Origin of the sequence: Methylobacterium sp. 174MFSha1.1, from assembly GCF_900116815.1 — a bacterium.
Classification (GTDB): Bacteria; Pseudomonadota; Alphaproteobacteria; order Rhizobiales; family Beijerinckiaceae; genus Methylobacterium.
Genome location: NZ_FPCB01000006.1, coordinates 212,333 through 235,643, shown reverse-complemented (window position 1 = coordinate 235,643; position 23,311 = coordinate 212,333). Strand labels below are relative to the sequence as shown.

17 protein-coding genes are annotated in these 23,311 nt (G+C 70.9%); 8 read left to right on the top strand and 9 right to left on the bottom strand.

Annotated elements, in window-relative coordinates; translation table 11 throughout:
- Nucleotides 1-269: 269 nt before the first annotated feature.
- The 8 genes from BM430_RS04485 to BM430_RS04450 all read right to left on the bottom strand — a co-directional run bounded on the left by BM430_RS04485 (nt 270) and on the right by BM430_RS04450 (nt 10,975).
- On the bottom strand, nt 270-548 hold the full coding sequence (locus BM430_RS04485) for a hypothetical protein (RefSeq protein ID WP_093565811.1): 279 nt from the start codon (nt 546-548) through the stop codon (nt 270-272).
- A 103-nt stretch (nt 549-651) separates the two neighbouring features.
- A complete protein-coding gene (locus BM430_RS04480; RefSeq protein ID WP_244539316.1) occupies nt 652-3,477 on the bottom strand; it encodes an RICIN domain-containing protein in 2,826 nt (941 codons plus the stop codon).
- Nucleotides 3,478-4,089: 612 nt separating this feature from the next.
- A complete protein-coding gene (locus BM430_RS04475; RefSeq protein WP_244539329.1) occupies nt 4,090-4,800 on the bottom strand; it encodes an ABC transporter ATP-binding protein in 711 nt (236 codons plus the stop codon).
- Nucleotides 4,801-4,813: 13 nt separating this feature from the next.
- Entirely contained in the window at nt 4,814-6,619 is a 1,806-nt protein-coding gene (locus tag BM430_RS04470) for a branched-chain amino acid ABC transporter ATP-binding protein/permease (protein WP_093565804.1), read from the bottom strand.
- Complete coding sequence (locus BM430_RS04465; protein ID WP_093565802.1) at nt 6,616-7,491, bottom strand: branched-chain amino acid ABC transporter permease; 876 nt, start codon at nt 7,489-7,491, stop codon at nt 6,616-6,618. The genes BM430_RS04470 and BM430_RS04465 overlap by 4 nt, the downstream gene beginning before the upstream one ends.
- Nucleotides 7,492-7,515: 24 nt before the next feature.
- Entirely contained in the window at nt 7,516-8,712 is a 1,197-nt protein-coding gene (locus BM430_RS04460; protein ID WP_244539315.1) for an ABC transporter substrate-binding protein, read from the bottom strand.
- Between the two features lie 41 nt (nt 8,713-8,753).
- Nucleotides 8,754-9,842, bottom strand: a complete 1,089-nt coding sequence (locus BM430_RS04455) for a mandelate racemase/muconate lactonizing enzyme family protein (RefSeq protein WP_093565800.1) — start codon at nt 9,840-9,842, stop codon at nt 8,754-8,756.
- A gap of 23 nt (nt 9,843-9,865) precedes the next feature.
- The gene (locus tag BM430_RS04450) at nt 9,866-10,975 is read right to left on the bottom strand and encodes a mandelate racemase/muconate lactonizing enzyme family protein (protein WP_177302940.1); all 1,110 of its coding nucleotides are present in this window, start codon (nt 10,973-10,975) and stop codon (nt 9,866-9,868) included.
- Between the two features lie 512 nt (nt 10,976-11,487).
- Here BM430_RS04450 and BM430_RS35515 point away from each other — a divergent pair.
- The 8 genes from BM430_RS35515 to BM430_RS04410 all read left to right on the top strand — a co-directional run bounded on the left by BM430_RS35515 (nt 11,488) and on the right by BM430_RS04410 (nt 22,170).
- The gene (locus tag BM430_RS35515; RefSeq protein WP_093565797.1) at nt 11,488-11,976 is read left to right on the top strand and encodes a DUF992 domain-containing protein; all 489 of its coding nucleotides are present in this window, start codon (nt 11,488-11,490) and stop codon (nt 11,974-11,976) included.
- Nucleotides 11,977-12,152: 176 nt separating this feature from the next.
- Nucleotides 12,153-14,447: a sensor histidine kinase gene (locus BM430_RS04440; RefSeq protein ID WP_244539314.1), complete on the top strand. Its 2,295-nt coding sequence runs from the start codon at nt 12,153-12,155 to the stop codon at nt 14,445-14,447.
- A 334-nt stretch (nt 14,448-14,781) separates the two neighbouring features.
- A complete protein-coding gene (gene ugpB / locus BM430_RS04435; RefSeq protein ID WP_093565795.1) occupies nt 14,782-16,155 on the top strand; it encodes a sn-glycerol-3-phosphate ABC transporter substrate-binding protein UgpB in 1,374 nt (457 codons plus the stop codon).
- A gap of 379 nt (nt 16,156-16,534) precedes the next feature.
- Nucleotides 16,535-16,744, top strand: coding sequence for a hypothetical protein (locus tag BM430_RS04430; protein WP_093565794.1), 210 nt, complete (start codon nt 16,535-16,537; stop codon nt 16,742-16,744).
- 133 nt (nt 16,745-16,877) lie between these two features.
- The gene (locus tag BM430_RS04425) at nt 16,878-19,034 is read left to right on the top strand and encodes an acetate--CoA ligase family protein (RefSeq protein ID WP_093565792.1); all 2,157 of its coding nucleotides are present in this window, start codon (nt 16,878-16,880) and stop codon (nt 19,032-19,034) included.
- 30 nt (nt 19,035-19,064) lie between these two features.
- Nucleotides 19,065-20,120 carry a phosphotransferase gene (locus tag BM430_RS04420; RefSeq protein ID WP_093565790.1) on the top strand — a complete coding sequence of 352 codons (1,056 nt, stop codon included), beginning with the start codon at nt 19,065-19,067 and terminating at the stop codon, nt 20,118-20,120.
- The gene (locus BM430_RS04415; protein ID WP_093565789.1) at nt 20,110-20,982 is read left to right on the top strand and encodes a crotonase/enoyl-CoA hydratase family protein; all 873 of its coding nucleotides are present in this window, start codon (nt 20,110-20,112) and stop codon (nt 20,980-20,982) included. Before BM430_RS04420 ends, BM430_RS04415 begins: the two co-directional genes overlap by 11 nt.
- A gap of 267 nt (nt 20,983-21,249) precedes the next feature.
- Nucleotides 21,250-22,170, top strand: a complete 921-nt coding sequence (locus tag BM430_RS04410; protein ID WP_093565787.1) for an SMP-30/gluconolactonase/LRE family protein — start codon at nt 21,250-21,252, stop codon at nt 22,168-22,170.
- Nucleotides 22,171-22,390: 220 nt separating this feature from the next.
- Here BM430_RS04410 and BM430_RS04405 read toward each other — a convergent pair whose 3' ends face one another.
- Nucleotides 22,391-23,179, bottom strand: a complete 789-nt coding sequence (locus BM430_RS04405; protein WP_177302939.1) for an IclR family transcriptional regulator domain-containing protein — start codon at nt 23,177-23,179, stop codon at nt 22,391-22,393.
- Nucleotides 23,180-23,311 lie beyond the last annotated feature (132 nt).

Genomic DNA, 23,311 nt, shown 5'->3' with positions numbered 1-23,311 from the left:
GCCTCTGACGACTTCCTCACTCTCCGCGTCATTCCGGGGCCGCGCAGCGGAGCCCGGAATCCAGACGCTCAGGTCGTGCAGAACGAAGCGGATAGCATTCCGACTGATCCTGCACCATCCGCGGTTCTGGGCGTGCCTGCGGCACTCCGGGCTCCGCTGCGCGGCCCCGGAATGACACTGAGGGTGTCAAGACTGTCGAGTCGTTCAAACAGGCCCTCACCCGACGGCTCGCCCGGCGACGATGCCGGCAGGGTCGTCGGCTCCGCCCCTCACGGGCATTCCGCCGTGGTCCAGGTGTAGGTCCCGCTGCCCTCGCGGGCGATGGCGGCGCAGGCGCCCTCCGGCACGTTCGCGGTGCAGGAGGTGCCGCCGGCATGGTCCTTCACGCGGCAGGCGCGGGTGGCCGGCTGGGTGGTCGCGGTCGCGGCCGTGCCGCTCGGCCGTGTCTGGGTCTGGGTCTGGGTCTGGGCGAGGGCCGGCGCGGCGAGCGCGCCGAGGACGGCCAGCGCCGGCGCGGCGAGGCGGAGGGTGCGGGTTCGGTTCGCCATGATGCGGTCTCCTGGAGCTTCGTCCGACGCGGCGGGTATCGGTTCGGCGAAGCCGAACGGGGCGCCCGGGCGGAGCACGGCTCCGCCCGGGCGTCGAGGCGGGTCACTGGATCCGGATGGTCTTCGCGACGCTCGGCACCCCGTTGGCGTCCATCGCGAACAGCATCCAGGTGCCCGGCAGCATGGTGCCGCGCTCGCCCGGGATCGCCAGCTGGTAGGTGGTGCCGCTGGTGCTCGCGATGGCGAGCGGCACCCGGCGCTGGTCGTTGTTGGTCGAGTGGGTGACGCTGCTCAGCCGCACCGCGGAAAAGGACGTGACGGTGCGGTCGGTCGTCACCGCGAAGGTGCCACCGAGCGTGACGTTCGACCCCATCTGGGTGATGCTCGGGCGGCTCGCGGGGTTGCCGCTGGCGTCAAAGAGGTAGGGCGGCGACAGGATCTCGAAGTTGGGGTGGTTGGCGCCGCCGCAACCGCCGCACAACCCGCCGCCGCCGAACAGCACGCGCCCGTCGGCGAGCAGCATGCCGATGCTGTGGTAGTTGCGCGGCACCGCCATCGGGGCGAGACGGCGGACCTTGCCGGTCCGCGGCGACCAGATCTCCGGCATCATCACCGGCAGGTTGTCGGTGAACTGGGCGGCGACGTTCTGGCCGCCCGCCGTCACGATGTCGCCGTCCGGCAGGAGGACGCTGTTCATGTAGGTGCGGGCGAACAGCATCGGGGCGGCCTCCGCGACGGTCGGCGTGCCGTTGGGGCCCGCGGTGATGTCGATCGTGTAGGTCGTGTCGAAGGCCGGCACGCCGGTATAGGCCGGTGCGCCGCCCGCCTTGTAGATCTTGCCGACGTCGTACATCGTCGCGGTGCCGTTGACGGCGAAGCGGTCGCTGCCGCGGGTGCCGACGGACCGCAAGGAGCCGTCGCCGCTCGTGGTGATCCAGTTCATCCGCGCGCTCGGGCCGGCATGGAAGACCGAGCCGTTCGGGCCGGCAAACAGCCAATAGTGGGTGTCGCCCGGATAGATCGGCACGCTCGGATCGGCCGCGTCGTTGCCCTTGACGTTGCGCAGGACGCGCCAGGCATTGCTCGCCGAGGACCACACTTCCGCGTCCTTGCCGCCGGCGCCGCCCGACCACGAGCCGCCATAGGTGAAGGAATCGCCGTTCGACAGGGTGGTGCTGGCGTTGTAGCCGCGGGTGATGTTCATGTTGGCCACCCGCGACCAGGTGTCGGTGGCGGGGTTGTAGACCGTGGCGAAGCCGGCGGTGATGCCGCCGGTGACGAGGACGCGGCCGTCCGGCAGCACGTTGGTGCCGGGGCAGAACATGTCGCTGCCGGTCTGGGTGACGTTGCGCTCGCTCGCCTGGTCGGTGGCCGGGTCGTAGAGCGTCGTCCAGGTGTTGACGCCGCTGCTGAAGTTGTCGCGCTGCTCGGCGGCCCAGAACATCAGCTTGCCGTTGGGCAGGACCGTGCCGGCGACCGGCACGATGCCGATCGTGCGCACGCCGGTCCAACTCGACGGGGCGCGGCCCTCGGCCCCCAGGACCGTCCAGCGCTGCGGATCGGCCGTGTCGCAATCCCATTGCACGAGGGTGCGGCCCGAATCGCGGCCGTCGCCGCCGCCGCTCGGGCTGAGGCACCTGCCGGAATGCGTCGCGACGATCTCGAGCCACTTGTCGAGCTTGCGCAGCCGGAAGAGGGCGTTGGCGGCGGTCGAGCAGCCCTGCTGCACGAGGGCCGCGCCGTTGGCCGTGTCGGCGTTCTGGACCGCGAGGCAGTTGCCCGTCGTGGCGCTCTTGATCTGGTAGCCGCTCGCGGTCGGCACGAAGGTCCAGTTCTGGCTCGCGAGGTCGCGGCAGATCTGCTGGGTGAGCGCGCCGTTGCCGGCGTCGAGGCAGTTGCCGGAGCGGCGGTTGATCAGGATCGAGGCGGTGGTCGGCGCCGGCTCGCCGGGCGCGGTGGTGCCGGCGGTGGTACCCGTCCCGCCGCCGGTGCCCGGCGACGTGCCGATGCCGGCCGTGGTGCCGGCGGCGGCGGAGCAGGTCAGGGTGTAGACGATGTTGCTGCCCTTGGTCCCCGCATCCCCCCAGGAATCCGTGCGGGTGCCGGCGGCGCAGTCGCCGGAGGTCGTCAGCACGCCCTGGCCGTTCGTGTCGCTGTAGACGAGGCTCGGCGTGCCGTTGCGCGACTTGTCCGCGTTGGGCCACACGCGCATGCCGATGCCCCAGGTCGCGCCCGCGGGGACCGCGAACGGCCCGGACGGGGTGTTCATCCCGGCCGGCGTCGTGCCGAAATTGTAGGACAGGAACGTCGTCTGGCTGGCGATGGTGCCGCCGGCGGCGCGCGTGAAGAAGAACATCTCCTTGGCGTACCACCCGTTGGCGGCGGTCGGGGTCGCCGTGAGGGTCGTGCCGGTGGCCGTGCCGGCCGCGACACCTCCGCCGGTGGTGGAGGCGGAGGCGACCGGCACGAAGGTCTGGTTCGCGCTACCCGAGCAGTTCCACTGGATCAGCTTCGCGCCGCTCGTGGTCTGGGCGCCGAACACGTCGGCGCATTGTCCGGAATAGGCGGTCTTGAGGCCGTAGCCGCCCCCTTGCGGGCTGGCGGCCCAGGTCTGCTGCGCGGAAGCGTTGCAGGTCCACTGAATGACCGGATTGCCCTGGTTGTACGACAGCATCGAATCCAGGCACTGCCCCGTCGCCTGGTTGACGAGGATGAGGCCGTTGCCGAACGGCTTGGCCTGCCAGGTCTGCGCCGCGCTGCCGGTGCAGGTCTGCTGCTCGATCTGCGCGCCGTTCGTCGTGGTCCCCCCCGGCACGGTCAGGCACAGGCCGGAATGCGCCGCCTTGATCGGCCCCGATCCCGTCCGGGCGGCGAAATCGACATCCGCGAAGGCGGGACCGGCCGCCCCCGTCGCTGCGGCGATCAGCACCAGCAATGATCTCGGAGAGTCTATCCGACGTGCCCGGGCCGATTGCATGAATCCACAACTCCCCACGATCCCCTGCGACCGCAGGGTAAGAGCGAGACGTGAATGGGAGATTAAAATATCCGATCTCGCCTGCCGCACTGCACAAGTGTTAAATCTAGTGTATAAACATAATTTAATACCTATTGATCAATAATATTGTATACAACTCCTGAATAATTATTTGCATATCGAGCTTATATTTCGGAAATTTACAGATAAACAGGCGATAAGTGCCAAATTTAGATGGTTCACGACATACAAATCATCGCGTCATCATGGACCAAAAAAATAGAACGGGGTGTCGCGGGACGATGCTGGTAAACATACCCGTTCGAACGGGATCGCTCCATCCAACCCACCCCCTCATCCTGAGGTGTCAATCGATCGTAGATCGACTGACCTCGAAGGAGGCCTCCAGGGATCGGGGCGATTGCTGGAGCCCTCCTTCGAGGCTGCTGCAAGCAGCAGCACCTCAGGATGAGGTCGCGGGTGGGACGGACGGACGTCTCGTGGCGACATCCTCGCAGGTCGAGCGAGCCCCGGGAGAACGCCCCGGCCCCGCACCCACGCCCGTCAGGCGTGCACCGGGCCGCCCTCGCCGAAATACGCCCGCTCCAGCCGCTCGTGGAGGTCGGGCGCGCCGGCCTCGGCGGCGAGCACGATCTGCCCCTGCGCGAGCGCGTAGATCCGGTCGGAGACGGCGCGGGCCTTCTCGACCAGCTGCTCGACCAGCAGCACCGCGGTGCCCTGGCGGCGCAGGCGGGTGACCACTTCGAGCACCCGGTCGACCAGCACCGGCGAGAGGCCGGCGGAGGGCTCGTCGAGCATCAGGAGGCGGGGGCGCTGCACCAGGCCCTGCGCCACCGCCAGCATCTGCTGCTGGCCGCCGGAGAGCGAGGCGCCCTTGTCGTGGCTCTTCGCGGCGATCTCGGGGAAGTGCGACAGGGCTTCCTCGATGCGCACCTCGCGCTCGGCCCGGGGCAGGTCGTAGGCCGCGAGCAGCAGGTTCTCGCGTACCGTCTGGGCGGTGAAGACGCGGTGACCCTCGATGACGTGGGACAGCCCGGCCCGCACGGCGCTCCGCGGCCCGGCGCCGGAGAGCACTTTTCCCGCGAGGCGGACGGTGCCGGCCTGGACCGGCAGCAACCCCGAGAGGGCACGCAGGAGCGTCGACTTGCCGGCGCCGTTGGGGCCGAGCAGCGTCACGACCTCGCCGGCCCTCACCACGAGGTCGACGCCGTGCAGCACCCGGATCTTGCCGTAGCCCGCCTCCAGCCCCTGCACCTGGAGCAAGGGTTCACCCGCCGAGATAGGCACTGACCACCTCCCTGTGGCTGCGGATCTCCGCCGGCGTTCCGGCGGCGAGCACCCGGCCGAGATTGAGCACCGTGACCTCGTCGCAGATCGCGAAGATCAGGTCGGCGTGGTGCTCGACGAGGAGCACGCCGATTCCCGCATCCGCCACCGCCCGGATCAGCCCGCCGAGGCGCTGGATCTCGAGCGACGACAGGCCCGCCGCCGGCTCGTCGAGGAGCAGGAAGGCCGGGCGCAGCATCAGGGCGCGGGCGATCTCGAGGAAGCGCAGCTCGCTGTGCTGGAGCCGTCCGGCCCGGACCTCATCGAGGCCGTCGAGCCCCACCGCCCGCAGCGCGAGACGGGCCGAGTCGCGCAAAGCGCGCTCGTCCTCGCGGTGGCGCTTCAGCGCGAGCAGCGCCTCCGCCAGGGTGGCGCGCCCGTCGACGCTGCCGCCGAGCATGACGTTCTCGATGACGGTCGCCTCACCGACGATCCGCGGGGTCTGGAAGGTGCGGGCGATGCGAAGCAAGGCCCGCGCCTCCCGCGCCTCGGCGAGGAGCGAGCGGGTCCCTAAGCTCACCTGCCCACCTTGCGGCCGGTAGTAGCCGGAGATGACGTTCAGCGTCGTGGTCTTGCCGGACCCGTTCGGGCCGATCAGGCCGTGGACGCCGCCGGGCCGCAGGGTGAGGTCGAGCCCGTCGATCGCCTTCACGGCGCCGAAGCTCAGGCGCACGCCCGTAAGCGTGATCGGTTCGGGCGTCGCGGCGCGGCCTGCGAGCTCCCGGAGCGCCGCCGCGCGCGGGGCGATGCTGCGCTCGGCCGGCAGCGGCCGGCGCTTGCCCCGGTCGAGGAGGTCGGCGATGCCGCCCGGCAGCGCCACCACGATGACGAGGAGGAGGAAGGCGTAGAGGAAGGTCGACCAGGCCGCGAGCGGGGCCGCCACCTCCGGCAGGATGGTGAGGAGGATCGTGCCGATGAGCGGCCCCAGCACCGAGCCGCGCCCGCCGATCAGCACCGCGATGAAGAACAGGAGCGACAGGTCGAAGGTGAAGGCCTCCGGCGTGATGTAGGTCTGGAGCGAGGCGAACAGCCCGCCGGCTACGCCTGAGACGCAGCCGGCGAACAGGAACACCGCGACGAGGAGCCGGGGCTTCGAGATGCCGACGGCCTCGGCCGCGACCTCGGCGTCGCGGACCGCCACGAGCGCCCGGCCGTAGCGGCTGCCCGCGACGTTGAGCGTCATCCAGGTGCACAAAGCAGCGCCGGCAAGGCACAGGCCATAGAAGCCGAGGCGGGACTCGAAGGGCGCCGGCATCTCCGGACCGGTGATGCCGATGCCGCCGCCGGTCACGTCCTGCCAGGCGAGCGCGATCTGCGTGACGATGGTGGCGAAGCCGAGCGTCGTCATGGCGAAGTAGAAGGTGCGCAGCCGCAACGCCGGCAGGCCGACGATCACCCCGACCACGGCTCCGACGATTCCCGCACAGGCGAGCGCCGCGACGACCGGGAACGCCGGCAGGACGGTGCCGGCGGCGAGCACGCTGGTGGTGTAGGCGCCGACGAGCAGGAGCGCGACGTAGCCGATGGCGAGCTGCCCGGCGAAGCCGACGACGAGGTTGAGGCCCGAGACCAGGATCCAGTAGATCGCCGCCCGGGTGGCGATCAGCGTCCAGTAATCGTTGCCGACGAGCGGCACCACGAGCGCGAGGACGAGGATGGCGAGGAAGGGCGCGGCCGCCGCGAGGCGCCCGCTGAAGCTGGCGCGGGCGGGGCTCTGCGAGGCCGCGAGGGTGGAATGGGCACTCATACGCGCCTCGCCTGGGCGGAGCCGAGCAGCCCCTGGGGTGCGGCCAGCAGCACGACGATGAACAGGGTGAAGACCGCGACTGAGGCGAAGATGCCGCCGACGACGAAGTTCGCGGTCTGCTGAAAGAGTCCGAGGACGAGGCCGCCGACCAGCGCGCCGCGGTTGTTGCCGAGGCCGCCCAGCGCCACCGGGATGAAGCCGTAGAAGTTGAGGTGCGGCCCGTTGGCGAAGAAGGCGAGCAGCAGCTCGCCGCCGGCATAGCCCGCGAGCGCCCCGATGCCGCCGGCGAGCGCGTAGCTCATCACCCGCAGGCGCCGCTCGGGCAGGCCGAGCGCGCGGGCGGCGAAGTTGTCCTCCGCCACCGCCAGGAAGGCGTGGCCCAGCAGCGTGCGCCGGTAGAGGAGTTCGAGCCCGAGCACCACGATCAGGCAGGCGGCGACCGGCAGCCAGAACTTCTCGTCGAGGACGTTTTCCCCGAAGCCGCCGAGGAGGCGCGGGAAGGGCTGCGGCTCGGTGCTCCAGCCGATCGCCGTGACCTGCTGGATCATCAGGGCGAGGGCCAGCGTCGAGAGCACGTAGAGGTGCTGGTCGAGGCTCTTCAGGACCGGGCGCACCGCCACGAACTCGGTGACCACGCCGATCAGCGCCCCGCAGGCGAGCGTCAGGAGAAGCCCGAGCGGCCAGGGAATCCCGAGGCGCAACGTGAACAGCGAGCCGAGCACGCCGCCGAGCATCCCGAGCTGGCCGGCGGTGAAGCTCATCACCCGCGAGGTCGAGAACATCGTGTTGTAGGTGATGCCGATCAGCGCGTAGATCGCGCCGACGGCGAGGCCCGAGGCCAGGATCGAGGCGAACATGGTCGAGGCGAGCATGGTGGCGCTCCCCCTCCCCTCTCGTCAGGAATAGCCCGGGGCGAGCCGGAAGCTGCCGTCGCGGCCGGAATTGGCCGCCGACATCACCACCTCCTCGGTCGGGTAGCCGTTATGTTCCTTCGGCGTATAGGTGTAGTCGCCGAAGATGCCCGGATATTTCGTCAGGCCGTTCCAGTGCTTGACGATCGCGTCGGGCGCGCTCGACCCCGACTCCTCCACCGCCTTGGCGATCAGGCTGACCGCATCGTAGCCGGCCGCCACCCACCATAAAAGTGTGTCGGAGAGCGCGACCTTGCCCTTCAGCCGGGCGACGAAATCCTCGCTGCGGGGCGGGAGCTTGCCGGCCTCGTCGTAGGAGCAGCTGCGGTAGCCGATCGCGTAGACCTTCTCCCAGTTCGCCGGCTTCTCCAAGAGCCCGCCGATCTCGCCCGAGGCCATCGAGGGATGGCCGACGAAGGGCACGTCCCAGCCCATCCGGGCGCGGGTGTTGAACAGCCGGGCATCCATGCCGGTCGACACGCTCCACACCACCAGGGCCTCGGCGCCGGCATTGCGGGCGCGCAGCAGGTCGGGGGTCATGTCGGGCTGGGTCGAATCGATGTTGCCGAGATAGACCACCTCGGCCCCGTCCTGCTTGAACGCCGCGGCCGAGGCCTTGGCGGCGGTGACGCCGTAGCCGGTCGTGTCGCCGATCACCGCGACCCGCTTCACCTTCAGGACCTTCAGGCAGTAGCCCCGCACCGCGTCGTCCCACTGGGTGTTCGAGGGGGCGATGCGGAAGGCGTTGGGGTACTTCGCCGGATCGATCAAGCTGTCGACGACGCAGGGGTGGATGTTCGGCATCTTCGCCCGCGCCATGATCGGCGTGACGGCGAGCGATTCGCCCGAATTGGTCGGCCCCCAGATCGCCAGGACCTTCGCCTGGCTGATCATCTCCTGGGTGGCGTTGACCGCCTTGGTCGGGTCCCCTTGCGTGTCGCGGGTGACGAGCTCGATCTTGCGGCCCTTGACCCCGCCGGCGCCGTTGATCGCCTCGACGGCGAAGACCACGCCGCGGTTGAACCCGACCGTCGGGGCCGAGCTCGGCCCGGTCATCGCCGCGAGCCAGCCGATGCGCAGGGGCTCGCCCTGCGCCAGCGCCGGCCGGGGAAACCCGAGGGCCGCGGCCCCCGCGAGGCCGGCAGCATTCATCACGAGCGCACGACGGTTCGTCGTCACCATGGCGTCCTCCTCCCTCATGCTCCCGGCCGGCGCGATTTTACTTAAGCGCCTTGCCGCTCCGCGTGCCGGATCCGGTCCTCGTCGAAGGTGAAGCCGAAGCCTGGCCGCTCCGGTACGATGGCGTATCCGTCGGCGAAGTCCAGCCTCTCGCGATACAACTCGGAGAACCACGGCATGACTTCGAGCGAGTGGGCGTTCGCCAGGGCGCCGAGCACGCTCAGGCTCTGCTCCGGAAACAGGTGGCTCGAGACCGGGACGTCGTGCGCCTCGGCGAGGTGGCCGACGCGCATGAACTCGGTGACGCCGCCGACCCGCTGAAGGTCCGGCATCAGGATGTCGGCCGAGCGCAGCTCGATCATCCGGCGGAAGCCGTAGCGGGTGTAGTCGGTCTCGCCGCTGGCGATCGGCGTGTCGAGGGCGGCGGCGACGCGGGCGAGGCCCTCGACGTCCCAGGCCGGCAGCGGCTCCTCGAACCAGGTGAGGTCGAACTCCTCCAGCCGCCGGCCGAGCCGGATGGCGTCGTTCTCGGTGAGCCCCTGGTTGGCATCGGCCATCAGGCGAATGTGCGGGCCGATCGCCTCGCGCACGGCCCGCACCCGGGCGATGTTCCAGTCCGGGTCCCCGGCCGAGAGGCGCATCTTCATCGCCGTGAAGCCCGCCGCCTTGAAGCGCTCGGCTTCCGCGACGAGTTCGTCGGTCGAGCGGTCGAGCCACAGCCCGCCGGACTGGTAGGCCGGCACCCGGGCGCTGGCGCCGCCGAGCATGCGGTAGAGCGGCAGCCCGGCGCGCTTGGCCGCGAGGTCCCACAGCGCCCCGTCGAGGGCCGAGATGCCCATGACCGGCATCCCCTTGTGGCCCATGAAGTTCACGTCGCGCCAGGCCCGCGACCAGAAGCCAGCGATGTGGCCGGGATCCTGGCCGACGACGAGGTCGGCCATCTCGTCGATGAGCGCGCGCAACACCTTGGTGCGCCGGTCGTTCAGCGTGAACACGATGTTCTCGCCGGTAAGCCCGTCGGCCCGCACCGTGATCAGGATGCAGCCGAAGGTGTGCAGCTGCCCGAGCGCCGAGCCGATCGGCCGCTCCGGGCGCAAGATGATGGGACGCGTCTCGACGCGGTCGACCTTCATGGCGTGTCCTTCCCTCTGTCGTTTTATGCCGTGCGGACGACCGGCCCGACCCGGTAGCGATCGAGCACGCCCGGATCCGGGTCGCAGCCGAGGCCGGGGCCGGGGGGCAGCCGCACGTGGCCGTTCTCGGCCCGCACCCAAGGATCGAACGGGTTGGACTCCATGTCGAGCCACAGCACCTCGACGAGCGGATCTTCGACCCGCGCCGCGACGACGTGCATCGTCGCGATGAGGCCGGGGCCGAAATACGGGCTGTGGGGCGCCGCCCGGACGCCGTGCGCCTCGCAGAGCGTGATCACCCGCAGCATCTCACCGATGCCACCGATCTTGGTCACGCTCGGCTGGGCGACGTCGATCGCGCCGGCCTCGATCAGCGCCTTGAAGCCGAACAGCCCGGCGGTGTTCTCGCCGGCGGCGATCGGGATGCCGCGGGCCCGCACTTGCGCCAGGCCGTGCACGTCCTCCGGCGGCCAGACCGGCTCCTCGAACCAGTACAGGTCGTGGGGCGCGAAGGCGTCGGCCATCCTCAGAGCCGCCTGGACGCTCCAGGCGCAGTTGACGTCGGCCATCAGGGCGGCCCCGTGCGCCCGCGCCACCTCGGCGCCGGCCGCGACCGCCTCCTCGGTGACCTCGTGCAGCTTGATGTGGCGGTAGCCGGCGGCGCAGGCCGCCTCGACGTTGCGGCGCACGAGCGCGGGGTCGTGATAGGCGAGCAGGGAAGCGTAGGCCGGCAGCCGCTCACGCATCCCGCCGAGGAGGCGGGCGACCGGCTGGCCTGCCCGCTTGCCGGCGAGGTCCCACAATGCCGTCTCGATGCCCGAGAAGGCGAAGACGAACGGGCCGTTGCGGCCGAGGAGATGCGTGGCGTGGAGCACCGAGCGGGTCAGCGCCGCGACGTCGCCGGACGACTTCCCCAGGACGAGCGGCGCCACGATCCCGTCGAGGGCAGCGCGGGTGGCCTGGATCCCGGCATGCCCGAAGGCCTCGCCCCAGCCGACCAGCCCCTCATCGGTCTCGACCCGCACCAGGAGGATGTCGAGATGGGTCCAGGCCTTGCCGGCGAAGGTGGCGGGCGGACCGCCCATGTCGAAGGGCAGCGAGACGATCTGGGACTGGATGTCGACGATCTGCAATCGTGCCTCCTCGAATCGGCCTTGGCCTATGGTCTTACACGATGCCTGGCCGCCGAAACTGAGTTTCTTGTCGAATGGACCGCGACGCCCGCGGAACGCAGGGCTGTCCGGGGAAAAGAAATGGCGCGTCTCCCCTCTCCAGGCGATGCCGGGCTTGCCCGGCATCGCCTGGAGAGGGGATCCCGCGCTTGATTCTGAAAGAGATTTTCCTCGGACAGCCCCGCGCGGCACGGGAGCGACGGGATACGACACGGGCGCGGGGCCGAGGTCTGCCGACCTGCCGTCACGTGTCGTGCCCGCCCTCGACTGTTGCGTCCCCCCTCCGATCTGACACCTGATTATCGTTCGTAGGCGAACAAGCAACAATCGACGGAATAGTCATGCAACTGGGCCGACGTAGTTAACGCCACGCTCCGAGCAGAGACGAGCGGCGTCACGGATCCCCACGATCCGTCACGCCCGGCCGAGAAGGCCCGCGTCGAGAGCACAACCCGACAGGGATTTTTTAGGCCATGAACGCCATCGTCGTCGCCTCCACCGCCGCGATCCTCGCCGCGACCGCCACCTACGCGCACGGCACCCGGCCGTCCGACCCGCTGCAGCCGGCCGGCACCCTGACCTGCACCACCCGGTCGACGGCCGGCCTGGTCTTCGGCCACACGCCGGTCGCCGATTGCACCTTCGTGTCGAGCCGCGGCGGTCTCAAGCAATCCTACGTCGCCCTGTTCTCGCCGCTCCGGCGCCCGCGCGATGCCGCCGCGGCGGAGACGGTCCGGTGGGAGGTCATGACCCGGGACGGCTTCAGCCGGCCGGGCATGGTCAGCGGGTCGTTCCAGGCCCTCGCCGACCAGCCCGAGATCAGCCAAGCGGCGGGGGCGTCCGTCCGGGGCGTGCCCGTCACCCTGAGGCTCGTCGGCCATTCCGGGCAGCGGATCGCGCATTTCGCCCTCGCGACCCCGCGCATCGCCTTCGCGGCCGCGACCGAGGCCCTGGTGCGGTGAGACGGGCCGCGGCCCCGTACGAGGCCCCTTGCATGAACCGACATCCTGCCACCGCCCGCTTCGCGCGCGTGCTGGACAGCGGATCGACAGTTTTGCAAGACTTCTAGTCCGTCCCGTCCCGCGATGAGCTTTGGTCCAGGGTGCGCTTTCTCCGATCATCCGGCGTCGCTCGCCGCGTGTTCATCGTCGGCGCGATTCCGGTCGTCGTCGCGATGTCCATCGCCGTGGCGGCCTGGGCGCTGCTGATCGAAGCCGAGCGGGCCCGCGACGGGGCCGTGCTGTCCAGCGAGATGGTCCACACCTTCACGCTCCTCGACAAGGCGCGCGACGAGGTCGGCCGACGCGACGAAACCCAGGGCGATGCGCGCCGGCTTTTCGCCGCCCTGGCGGACAAGGCCGCTTTCCAGCTCGCGCAGCTCGGGCGGGTGGCCCGCACGGAGGAGCAGGCGGCGCGGGTCGCAACCGTGCAGCACGACCTCGCCGCGCAGATCGAGCAGATGCACCGCCTGGCGCGGCTGGCGGGCGATCTCGGGATCGCCGCGGCCGGGATGGCGCGGCGGGCCGACCTGCTCGTCGCCCAGACCGATGCCGAGCGCCGGCGCCAGCAGGACGAGAATGCGCGCCTCGTCGCCGATCTCACCGCCCGGGACGCCGCCCTCGAGGTGAACCAGCGGGTCGTCAGCGCGCTGCGCGACGTCCGCGAGGCGATCTCGGCGGTCGAGCTCAACAAGACCCGCATCGGCCGCCCGGTGTTCCAGGTCGAGTTCGACGAGCTGGCCTCCGACATCGAGCTCCTCGACCGGACGGGCACGCAGCTGCACGCGGTGCTCGCCGGGGCGGCGCGCCGCGTCGAGGCCGGCCAGTTCGCGACGTTGCTGCGGTCGTACCGGAACCGGAGCCAGAGCGGCGATGCCGGGTTGAGCCGGGTCATCGCGGAGGGGTTCGAGCTCACCCGCGCCACCCAGTCGGGCCACGCCCTGATCGTCTGGTGCGACCGGCTGATCCGCGAGAGCGTCGAGGCGCAGCAAAGCCTCCAGGCCGAGGTCGCCGGGCTGATCCGGCACTCGGTGTCGTCGAACGAGGCGGAGCTGACGACCCAGGGCATCGCGCTCGCGGCGTTGCGGCTCGCGCAGCAATCGGCCTCCGCCCTCGACCGGGGCAAGGCTGCGGCGGCGGAAGCGGTCGTGACGGAGGGCGCCGACCTCGCCGCCCGCGCGCAGGGCCTGGTGCTGCCCTCCGGCGTCCAGGGCGAGCTGACGACGGCGATCGGCGGCTGGCGCGCGCAGCTCGCCGCCACCGTCGACAGGATCCGCGAGCAGGAAACCCTGGTCGCCGAGATGAACCGCCGCGACGCGGTGATCGGCGCGAACGCGCAAGGCCTCAACCGCACCTTCATCGACGATGCCGACCGCGTCGGCACCTCGATCCGCCGGCTGCTCCTCGCCGGCGCGGCCGGCGCGCTGCTGCTCGGCACGGCGGCCGTCGTCGCCGTCGCCCGCTCGATCACCCGCCCCTTGCGCCTCCTCACCGGCAACGTCCTGCGGGCGACGACGGATCCGGGCGTCGCCAGCGTCGGCCTGGTGAGCCGGCGCGACGAGCTCGGCGACATCGCACGGGCCTCCGACACCTTCCTCGCCGAGCTGCGGCGGCGCGAGGCGGGCTGGCGCGAGGCCGCGCGCCGGGCCGACGCGGCCCTCGTCACCCTGCGGCAGACGCAGGACGACCTCGTGCGATCGGAGAAGCTCGCCTCGCTGGGGCAGCTCGTGGCGGGCGTCTCGCACGAGATTAGCACCCCGCTCGGGATCGCGCTGACCACCTCGACCCAGGTCCAGGGCGAGGCGAGCGCCTTCGAGACGCTGGTGGCCGAGAACCGGCTGACGCGCTCGCGCCTGGTGCAGCACGCCGCGCGGATGCGCGACGGCGCGCGGATCATGACCACGAACCTGATGCGCGCCTCGGACCTGCTCTACAGCTTCAAGCAGGTCGCCTCCGACCAGGTGTTCGAGGAGCGCCGCGTCCTCGACCTCCGGTCCTGGATCGACGAGCTGCTGACGAGCCTGCGGGCGCTGGCGCGGCCGGGGCGGCACGAGATCCTGGCGGAGTGCCCGGACGGCCTGTCCCTCGACACCTATCCGGGCATCCTCGCCCAGGTGCTGACCAACGCGGTCAAGAACGCGATCGACCACGGGACGCGCGAGGGTCACCTCCTGCGGGTCGTCATCACGGCGCGGCCCGAGCCGATGCGGGTCGTCATCACGATCGGCGACGACGGCGCCGGCATCGCGCCGCAGCACCTCGACCGCGTCTTCGACCCGTTCTTCACCACCGCCCGCGCCCGGGGCGGGACGGGCCTGGGGCTGCACATCATCCACAACCTGGTCACCCACCGGCTCGCCGGCAGCGTCGAGATCCAGAGTACCGTCGGACAGGGAACCTGCGTGAGCGTTCAGCTGCCGCGGCAGGTCGGGTGAGCGGGGTCATGGTCGATGTGAAAACTTGTTCGACTTGCCTATCAATTCTCAGCGCCTGTTTGATCGGCTGCGTTGGACGATCCGGCACGAATACGAACAACTCTCCACGTCATCCCGGGGCTCGACGCAGGCGAGAACCCGGGATCCATAAACGCTGAGTCTCCAGGATGAAGCGGCACGTGCTCCGCTTCGTCCTCGAGCGTCGGCGGTTATGGATCCCGGGTTCCGCTGCGCGGCCCCGGGATGACGAGGAGGACTTCAATCCCGCCAGGCACAATCGAACGAACTCTCAGCTGTCATCAAGCCGAAGCCACCGAAGACCAAGGGCGACCTGATGGGCAAATCATCACCCTGGCGCGGCAGGAGGGCCGGCCTCCCGGCAAAACCCCTCCTCCGCGCACTCGCCGGCCTTCTGATCGGCGCGACCGCTGCCCTGTCGACGATCGCGGCCCGCGCCGCGACCGAGCTTCAGCTCTGGCACTCCCTCGACGGGGCGAACGGGGCGCTCGTCGCCCGGATCGCCGAGGAATTCAACGCCTCGCAGAGCGCCTATCGCCTGGTCACGATCTACAAGGGCCCCTACGCCGAGACGATCAACGGCGGCATCGCGGCCTACCGGGCGGGGGCCGCGCCGCACATCCTGCAGGTCTTCGAGGTCGGCAACGGCACGATGGCGGCGGCGATCGGGGCGGTACGGCCGGTCGCTGAGGTGATGCGCGCGGCCGGGCGCGGGATCGCGCCCGACGCCTTCCTGCCGGTGATTGCCACCAACTACCTCGCCCGCGACGGCGGCATGCTGTCCCTGCCCTTCAACATCTCCGCCATGGTGATGTGGATCAACCTCGACCGGTTCGCCCGCGCCGGCCTCGACCCCGACCACCTGCCCGAGACCTGGCCGCAGGTGTTCGAGGCCGCCCGGGCCTTGAAGCGGGCGGAGCCGTCCCGCTGCGCGCTCTCCACCGCCTGGCCGACCTGGGCGCATATCGAGCAATTGTCGGCCTGGCACGGCAAGCCGGTCGCCACCCGGTCGAACGGTCTCGACGGCTTCGACGTCGAGCTCGTCTTCAACACGGCGTTCCAGGTCCGCCACCTGCAGAACATCGTCGACCTGCATCGGGAGGGCGCGTTCACCTATGCGGGCCGGACCAACCGCGGCGAGGCGCAGTTCGTCTCGGGCGAGTGCGCGATCTTCCTCACCTCGTCGAGCCTGTACGGTACGATCGCGTCGCAGGACCGCTTCCGGTGGGCGATCCGCCCAATGCCGTACTATCCCGACGTGGTCGACACGCCCCAGAACGCGATCCTGGGCGGCGGCTCGCTCTACGTCATGCAGGGCAAGACGGAGGACGAGTACGCGGGCGTCGCCGCCTTCCTGGACTTCGTGCTGAGCTTCCCCGTGCAGGCGCTCCTCTACCGCAACACCGGCTACGTGCCGGTGACCCGGGCGGCCCGCGCCGACGCCGAGGCGGCCGGCTTCTACACCCGCCACCCGATGCTGGAGGTGGCCGTCGACGCGATCACGCACCGCCCGCCGACCCGCGACACCGCGGGCCTGCGGCTCGGCAACATGCTGCAGATCCGCGATCTCTGGGCGGAGGAGATCGAGGCGGCGCTCGCCGGCACCAAGACGCCGCGCCATGCCCTCGACGACGCGGTGGCGCGCGGGAACGCGGTTTTGCGCCTGTTCCAGCGCCGGACGGTGCGGTGATCGGCGCGCGGCTGGCGCGCGCAGGCCGACACCACTCCCTGTCATGCCGGGGCTCGCCGAAGGCAGGAACCCGGGCTCCATACCCGCTGACGATGCAAGACCGAGCGGGGGGGACGACGTCCGCCTCTTCCCGACGCTTCGGCGGTGATGGATCACGGGTTCCGCTGTCGCGGCCCTGGATGACAGGGAGCGGGATGACAGGGAGCACGTCGAGATCGATCGGGTGCGCTCCGAGGTCAGAGGCGGCGTGCTCGCCCGCACGAAAGCTCGCCCGAGACGGCGCGGCGGAGCTTGGGGTAACCAGCCTTCCGCGCCGTGATCGCCCGCCTCGTCCCGATCGATCTTGCCGAACGTGAAGCGCTCGGGCGATAGTCGCGCCATGTCCTGTCGTCACCAGCCTGACGCCGCTCCCGCCGGACCTCTCGAAGAGGCGCCGTCGAGCTGCCGCAAGTGGCGGCGCTGGCCCCGCGAGTTGCCCGGCTCGGCGAACGACAATGGCGGGGCCGCGACCGTCCGGGCGCTGGGCCTCGGCGGCGCGATCCTGGGCCTGATCGTCGTGACCGGGCTCCTGGTCGGCCTCGCCTCCTGACCCCTCCGGGCCCGCGGATTCGCGGCTTTACAGAGGCTCTGACATGCTCGACAATCAATGAAAGAGCATTTCATAGAATGAAATCGATCATGAGGAAAACGCCCGCGTCCGCCCGCCGCCCGGCGGCCTTCCGATGACGGCGGGGGAGAGCGCGCGGCGCGATCCTTACGCGCCCGAGGCGATGGCGCGGCTCGTGGCGCCTCGGAGCGTCGCCGTCGTCGGCGTGTCCGAGCGGCCGAACGCCTTCGGCAGCCGTACGGTCGCCAACCTGAAGGCCTTCGACGGCCGCCTCTACCAGATCAGCGCCCGGCACACCGAACTCGCCGGCCGGCCCTGCTACCCGAGCGTCGCGGCCCTGCCCGAGACCCCGGACTGCGTCGTGATCGCGACGCCGCGGGAGGCGGTCGAGCCGGTCGTGCGCGAATGCGCTTCGATGGGCGTCGGTGCCGTCCTGGTGCTGGCGGCCGGGTTCGCGGAGACGGGCAAGCCCGAGAACGTCGCGCTCCAGCAGCGCCTCGTCGGCATCGCGCGGGACGCGGACATGCGCCTCGTCGGGCCGAACACGATCGGCCTCGTCAACTACGCCACCGGCGCCGGCCTCACCTTCTCGGCGATGCCCGAACGCCGGCCGCTTGCCCCGCACGCGATCGGGATCGTGAGCCAGTCGGGCTCGCTGGGCTTCTCGTTAGGCCAAGGGATCGAGCGCGGCGTCTCGGTCAGCCACGTCCTCACCGCCGGCAATTCCTGCGACGTCGACGTGGCGGACCACGTCGGCTACCTGGCGCAGGATCCGCATTGCCGGGCGATCGCCTGCCTGTTCGAGGGCATGGCCGATCCGGGCCGGATGCTGCGGGCCGCAGCCCTCGCCTGGGAGGCCGACAAGCCGCTCGTCCTCTACAAGATCGCGACCGGCCAGGAGGGCGCCCGGGCGGCCCTGTCGCATACCGGCTCGCTCGCCGGGTCGGATCAGGCCTACGCGGCGGGCTTCTCGCGCGCCGGCGTGATCCAGGTCGACCGGCTCGAGGCGCTGGTCGAGGCGGCGGCCTTCTTCGCCAAGGCGGGCCGCCCGCGGGCCCGCGGCGTCGCGGTGATCGCGACCTCGGGCGGGGCCACCATCATCGCCGCCGACAAGGCGGAGGCGTATGGCATCGCCCTGCCGCAGCCGGGCCCGGAGGCGGCCTCCGTGCTCGCGGCGCAGGTGCCGGAATACGGCTCGACCCGCAACCCGTGCGACGTGACCGCCCAGGTCATCGGCTCGGCGGACAGCCTCGCGGCCTGCGCCGGGGCGTTGCTCGCCGACCCGCTCTACGGCGTCATGGTGACCTCGCACGCCTACGCCTACGAATCGGCGACGGTCCGGCTGCCGGTGTTCAGCCGGGCGGCCGCGGCCCACGACAAGCTCGTCTGCAACGTCTGGGCGCCGGAATGGCTCGGCGGTCCCGGCGCGCGGGAGACCGAGAGCGACCCGCACCTCGCGCTGTTCCACTCGATGGACCGCTGCTTTGCGACGATCAAGGCCTGGCACCGGCGCGACGCCCTGCGGCAAGCCGGCCGGACCGGCGAGGGCCGCATCGCAGACCCGGCCGCGAAGGCGCGGATGGAGGCCCTGCTCGGGGAGACGGCCGGATCCTCGCTGACCGAGCGGGAGGCGAAGGCCGTGATGGCGCTCTACGGCATCCCGGTGGTGGAGGACCGGCCGGTCGCGTCCGCGGCGGAGGCGCGACGGGCCGCGCGAGCCCTCGGCTTCCCGGTGGTGCTCAAGGGCGAGAGTCCGGACATCCTGCACAAGACCGAGGCCGGGCTGGTCAAGCTCGGTCTCGGGAGCGACGCTGAGGTCGAGCGCGCCTACGCGGAGATCCTGGCGGCCGCCGAGGCGATCGCGCCGAAGCCGGATTTCCGGGGCGTGGTCGTCCAGCCGATGATCCCGCGCGGCGTCGAGGTCATGGTCGGCGCCCGGCACGATCCGCAATTCGGCCCGCTCGTCGTCGTCGGCCTCGGCGGGGTCCTGGTCGAGATCCTGCGCGACACCGCGCTCTCCCTCGCGCCGGTCGGGCGTGAGGAAGCCGAGGCGATGCTGCGCGGCCTGAAAGGCGCGGCCCTGCTCGACGGGTTTCGCGGCGCGCCCGCGGTCGAAGTCCCGCGTCTCGCCGAGATCGTGAGCCGCTTCTCCGAACTCGCCGCCGATGCCGGCGGGGCGGTCGCCGAGATGGAGATCAACCCGCTCATCTGCGCGAGGGACCGGATCGTCGCCGCCGACGCCCTGATCGTGAAGGGCGGGTCCGGCCGATGAGCCGCCTCCCCGACCCCGCGAGGACACCCGATGGCTGAGGCGCAGGCGACGGGGAGACCGGCCCTGGTCCCGGTGCTGCCGAACCACCGTTTCGACGAGGCGGCGCTCCGGCGCTACCTCGCCCCGCTCCTGCCCGGCGCCGCGGACGGGCTCGTGGTGCGCCAGTTCCAGGGCGGGCAGTCCAACCCGACCTTCCACCTCGCCACGCCCGGCGGAGCCCACGTGCTGCGCAAGAAGCCGGGCGGCGCGCTCCTGCCCTCCGCCCATGCGGTCGACCGCGAGTACCGGGTGATGGGCGCCCTCGCCGGGACCGACGTGCCGGTCCCGCGGGTCCGGCTCTATTGCGACGACGCGAGCGTCATCGGCACGCCGTTCTACGTGATGGACTATCTCGATGGCCGGGTCTTTGCCGAGCGCGACATGCCGGGGGTCGATCCCGGCCACCGCCGGGCGGCCTTCCTCGACGCGGCGCGGGTGCTCGGGCGCCTGCACCGGCTCGATCCCGCCGCGATCGGCCTTGGCGATTACGGCCGCGCCGGCAATTATATCGGGCGGCAGGTCGCGCGCTGGACGAAGCAGTACCGGGCCGCCGACCTCGCGCCGGAACCGGCGATGGACCGGCTGATCGCCTGGCTCGCGGCGCAGGGGGACGTCCCCGACGAGACCGCCCTCGCCCACGGCGATTACCGCCTCGGCAACCTGATGCTCCACCCGGAGGAGCCGCGGGTGATCGCGGTCCTCGACTGGGAGCTCTCGACGCTGGGCCATCCGCTCGCCGACCTCGCCTATTGCCTGCTGCCCTGGCGCACCACGCCGGCCGAGCAGGGGCTCGTCGGGCGCGACGTGCCGGGCCTGCCGGACGAGGCGGAGTTCGTCGCCGCCTACGCTGCCGCGGCCGGACGCCCGGTGCCGGCCGATCTCGACGTCTTCGTGGTGTTCTCGCTGTTTCGCTGGGCGGCGATCGTCGCCGGCGTGTACCGGCGCGCCCTCGACGGCAACGCCTCGGACGCCCGGGCCGTCGACGTCGCGGGCGAGAAATTCCGCCGGCTCGCCCGCCGCGGGGAGGAGATCGCCTATGGCCACTGATGCGAGCACCGAGGTCCTGTCGGACCTCGAGGACGGAGTCCTGACGATCACGCTCAACCGGCCGGACAAGCTGAACGCCTTCACGGCCACCATGCGCGAGGTGATGGTCGCTTGCCTCGGCCGGGCCGACCGGGACGATGCCGTGCGGGCGGTGATCGTGACCGGCCGCGGCCGCGGCTTCTGCGCCGGCGCCGACATGTCGGCCGGCGCCGCCCGCTTCGACGTCGCCGGCCGGGCCGGTGCCGACGGCGAGGCCCTGCGCGATTCCGGCGGGCGCCTGGCTCTGCGCCTCTTCGAGTCCAAAAAACCCGTCATCGCGGCGGTGAACGGGGCGGCGGTCGGGGTCGGCGCCACCATGCTGCTGCCGATGGACATCCGGCTCGCCGCAACGAATGCCCGCTTCGCCTTCCCGTTCACCCGGCGCGGGCTGGTGCCGGAGGCGTGCTCGTCCTGGTTCCTGCCCCGGGCCGTCGGCATGCAGCGGGCGATGGAATGGGTCGCGACCGGCAGGATGATCCCGGCCGAGGAGGCGCTGGCGAGCGGTCTCGTGCGCAGCCTGCACGCCCCCGACGACCTCCTGCCGGCGGCCCGGGCGCTGGCCCGCGAGATCGCGGACGCCGCCGCGCCGGTCTCCGTGGCGCTCGCCCGGCAGATGCTGTGGCGGATGCTCGGGGCCGAACACCCGATGGAAGCGCACCGGATCGAGAGCCGGCTCTTGGCCGAGCGCGGCCGCAGCCCGGACGTCAAGGAGGGCGTGACCTCGTTCTTCGAGAAAAGGGCGCCGGATTTTTCGGGGCGCGTCTCGGCCGACATGCCGGAGGGCTATCCGTGGTGGAGGGATCGTCCGTACGGTGAGGAGTGAGAGCCTTCCGACTGGCCCGACCCTCTTCATCCCCTCCATGTCATTCCGGGGCCGCGAAGCGGAGCCCGGAAGCCAGACACTCACGTGTTTACGAACAAAGCGGACCGGTTCCGCTCCATCTTGAACCATCCGCGGTTCTGGGCGTGCCTGCGGCACTCCGGGCTCCGCTGCGCGGCCCCGGAATGACGCGGAGGGTGTCAATTCAGTGGCATCCCATCAAGCAGGCTCGAATAGATCGCCTGATCGAAGAAAAACCGGAGGACCCCAATGACGGACATCACCGTGATGGCGACGGGCCTGCGCTTCCCCGAAGGCCCGGTCGTCCTGGAGGACGGGACGATCGCCCTCGTCGAGATCGCCCGCGGGACGGTCTCGCGGGTGGCACCGGACGGCACGGTCTCGGTCATCGCCGAACCGGGCGGCGGGCCGAACGGCTTGGCGCTCGGGCCGGACGGGATGCTCTACGTCTGCAACAACGGCGGCTTCGCCTGGCACGAGGAGCCCGGCATGATCCGGCCGATCGGCACGCCGGACGACTATTCCGGCGGCCGGATCGAGCGGGTCGACCTGCGCACTGGCGCCTGCACGGTCCTCTATGATCGCTGCGGCGACACGCGGCTCAAGGGCCCCAACGACATCGTCTTCGACCGCGCCGGCGGCTTCTACTTCACCGACCTCGGCAAGGCGCGCCACCGCGACCGCGACCAGGGCAGCGTCTACTACGCCAAGGCCGACGGCTCGTTCATCACCGAGGTGGTGCACCCGATCCTGACCCCGAACGGCATCGGACTCTCGCCCGACGAGACGATGCTCTACGTCGCCGAGACCGAGGGCGGGCGGCTCTGGGCGTTCGACCTCACGGAGCCCGGCCGGATCCGGCGCCACCCGTTCCCGTCGCCGCATGGCGGCCGCTTCCTGTTCAACCAGGCCGGCTACGAACGCTACGACAGCCTCGCGGTCGAGGCCTCCGGCAACATCTGCGTCGCGACCCTGATGACGGGGGCGATCACCGTGATCTCGCCGGAGGGCGAGTTGGTGGAGAGCGTGCCGATGCCGGACGTCTACACCACCAACATCTGCTTCGGCGGACCTGATCGAAAGACCGCCTACGTCACGCTGTCGGGAACCGGGCAATTGGTGCGGATGCCGTGGCAGCGGCCGGGGCTGAAGCTGAATTTCGCGCCGTGATGTCTAAGATTATTCCGTGACATCCAAAGACGTCATACCCTCCGCGTCATCCCGGGGCTCGCCGAAGGCGAGAACCCGGGATCCATAACCGCCGAGCGCTCAGAAAAGGGCGGAATGCGTTCCGCCTCGGTCTGCACCGTCAGCGGTTATGGATCCCGGGTTCCGCTTCGCGGCCCCGGGATGACGTGGAGGGTGGCAATTCAGTTGTGAGAACCGAGCGTCACCCCCCGCGCATCCCCGCCAGCGCCCCCGAGATCTCCGCCGCGGCCTCGCGGAGCGGCGCGACGAAGCGGGCGACCACGTCGGCCTCGTCGAGGGAGTTGCGCAGGTACATCAGGTTGAGGCTTCCGACCGCGACCCCGCCGATCAGCACCGGCACGCCGATCGCCGAGGCGACGCCGTTGTAGGCGGTGCGCGAGTAATCCTCGTTCATGCTGGCATAGCCCTGCTCCCGCACCCGCGCGAGCCGCCGGTCGAGCGACGCGGGATCCTGGATGACGGCGTTCCACGGGTCGTCCGATCCGGTGAGCGCCGCGAGCGCCCGCGCGCGGGTCTTCGGGTCGCAGAAGGCCAGGAACGCCAGGCCGAGGGAGGTGCCCAGCAGCGGCGCCCGGTAGCCGGGCCGGCGGTTGAAGTGCAGCACGCCCTCGCTGCGGCTGGTGCGCGCCACCACCATCGCGTCGCCGTCGAAGACCGAGACGTCGGAGGGCCATTGCAGCGCCGCGTGCAGCTGCGCCAGGATCGGGGCGGCGGCGAGCGCCATCTCCTCGTGGGTCTGGTAGCCGCTGCTGAGTTCGAGCGTGCGCCCGGTGGTGACGTAGACCGCCTTCGTCGGGTGGCGCGCCACCAGCCCGGCATGGATCAGCGTCTCCAGCATCCGGACGATCGTCGGCCGGTTGAGGCCGGTCTCGCGGAAGAGATCGCCGACGCTCGCCTCGCGCAGACGGTTGAGGGCGCGCAGGACCTCCAGCACCCGCAGGGCCGCCGTGACGGGCTCGAAGGACGGCATGCCAAAAACACCTTCTCGCCAAAGGATCTCCCACGCGACGCGCCGAGGCATCGAAGTCGGCGTTGCATCCGCCGCCGATCGGTCTACACTGTTTTGAACACACGTTTCAACACATGAAACGCGGAAGAGAGC